Raw genomic sequence first — 255 nt, forward strand, 5'->3', positions numbered from 1 at the left:
TGTCGACATAGCCCCAGTCGGGAGCGGGCCGCTGGAGGCTCTGCGACGCCGGCTTCGGCGCAGGGAAAAGCAGCAGCTCCAGGTCCTCGTCGGTCATTCCGGCCGGCAACGGCCAGTTCAGCCCGGCGGCTCCGGCTCGGCGCAGATAGCTGTGCACGGCACCGTTGCTGATGCCCAGGGTGCGCGCGATGGCTCGCTCCGGCAAGCCTTGAACATGTTTTAAGCGGAGAACCTCTTTGATCCGGCGCATCGACA

Annotated in this window: 1 protein-coding gene; it reads right to left on the reverse strand. The window is 66.3% G+C overall.

Features of this window, described 5'->3' with window-relative positions; translation table 11 throughout:
- The coding region (locus ACZIRK_RS45745; RefSeq protein WP_463703716.1) for a sigma factor-like helix-turn-helix DNA-binding protein at positions 1-255 on the reverse strand (255 nt) is incomplete at both ends.

It is taken from the genome of Bradyrhizobium sp. Leo114, assembly GCF_055229415.2.